Here is a 1849-nt window from a genome sequence, read left to right on the forward strand (position 1 = left end):
CGTCGCGGAACTCCTGGGGATAGGGCTTGGGCACAGCTGGCATCCTTCCAGGCCGCCCGGCAGGGCAAGCCAGATCAGATGTCACCTACTCGTGCACCAGCCCCCGGCGGCGACAAGCCCGTCCCAGGTACGACGCTGGCGTCGGATCGCTTTGCGCGTGCAGCGTATTACTCCGAGCGACTGCCGCAACCTTCGTCGCAACTGCAGGCGATCGCAGCGCTCGCCAGCGTGATGCGCAATGTGGCACAACCTTTCCGGACCCCGGATCCCGGCAAACCCGACGCATCCCAGACGATCTGGACCACCGTCGCGGACCTCACCAATCGGCGGTACGTGTTCGAGTCCACCACCGCACCGAATGTGGTGTGGGTTGACTTCACCGACCTCGACTTCTCCGAGGGCGCACCACAGTTGCGTCTCGATCTGCATTCCACCGTGGCGCTCGCGGGCGGGGTGGCCGGAAACGTGAGCCAGGAATTCACCGATGCGGGTCCGATGACCTTCCTGACGGTGTCGATCCTCGAGGGTCTGCGCAAGAAGAACGAGGTCGCGCCGACCAGTGACGCACCGCAGCGCGAGAGCGAATTCGCCAACAGCTGAACAGGAGTCAGCCGATGGACACCCCGCGTTTCATCCCCACCCATGACACCAACATCAGCGACTCGATCGAACTGCGGCCGGTGTTCGTGCAGACCGGCGAACAAGACGAACTGCCGAAGTTCCGGATGCCCGACGGTCCGAGCCTGGCAGAGACGGCGTACCAGATCGTTCACGACGAGGCGATGCTCGACGGCAACGCGCGGTTGAATCTGGCGACGTTCGTGTCCACATGGATGGACGACGAGGCACGCCGCCTGTATGCCGAGACCGTCGACAAGAACATGGTCGACAAGGACGAGTACCCGCAGACCGCGGCGATCGAAGACCGCTGTTGGAAGATCCTCGCCGACCTCTGGCACGCCCCCGAACCCACCAACACCATCGGCACCTCCACGATCGGCTCGTCGGAGGCGTGCATGCTCGGCGGTCTGGCACTCAAGCGGCGCTGGCAGCAGAAGCAGAAAGACGCCGGAAAGCCGTACGACAAGCCCAATCTCGTTCTGTCGACGGCAGTTCAGGTGTGCTGGGAGAAGTTTCTCAACTACTTCGAGGTGGAGCCGCGCTGGGTGCCGATTACCGAGGATCACCTGGTTTTCGAGGGTCAGGATCTGGAGAAGTACTGCGACGAGAACACCATCGGTGTGGTCGCGATCATGGGTGTGACCTATCACGGACTGTACGAACCGGTTCTGAAGATCTCGCAGGCCCTCGACGCGCTGCACGAGGAGACCGGACTCGATCTGCAGATCCACGTCGACGGCGCATCTGGAGCCATGATCGCCCCGTTCTGCCAGCCCGACCTCGAATGGGACTTCCGGGTACCGCGCGTCGCGTCGATCAACACCTCCGGTCACAAGTACGGACTGGTGTATCCCGGTGTGGGATGGGTGATCTGGCGTGACACCGATGCGCTCCCCGAGTCGATGGTGTTCCACGTGAGCTACCTCGGCGGCAGCATGCCCACACTCGCACTGAACTTCTCGCGACCGGGTGCACAGGTGCTGTTGCAGTACTACATGTTTCTGCGTCTCGGCAAGGAAGGCTTCCGGCAGATACAGCAGAGTTCGCTTGATGTGGCGCAGTATCTGTCGAGTGGCATCGAATCCCTCGGGCCGTTCGAACTCGTCAGTCGCGGCGACACCATTGAGGGGGACCCATTCGATGGTCCAGTCGCTATGCGGCTTGAGGTTGGTGGGTCGTGGTCCACTGTAGGGCGAACTCGGCGGGGGTGAGTCCGTGGTGGGCCGAA

The 1849-nt window shown here is 62.7% G+C and carries 2 protein-coding genes; both read left to right on the plus strand.

Going from position 1 to position 1849, the window contains the following annotated elements; translation table 11 throughout:
- Positions 1–600, plus strand: a 600-nt coding sequence (locus IEW22_RS19715; protein ID WP_188589084.1) for a linear amide C-N hydrolase, incomplete at its 5' end; no start/stop codon positions are given.
- Between the two features lie 14 nt (positions 601–614).
- A complete protein-coding gene (locus tag IEW22_RS19720; protein WP_229742935.1) occupies positions 615–1832 on the plus strand; it encodes a glutamate decarboxylase in 1218 nt (405 codons plus the stop codon).
- Positions 1833–1849 lie beyond the last annotated feature (17 nt).

Origin of the sequence: Gordonia jinhuaensis (assembly GCF_014639795.1) — a bacterium.
GTDB lineage: Bacteria > Actinomycetota > Actinomycetes > Mycobacteriales > Mycobacteriaceae > Gordonia_B > Gordonia_B jinhuaensis.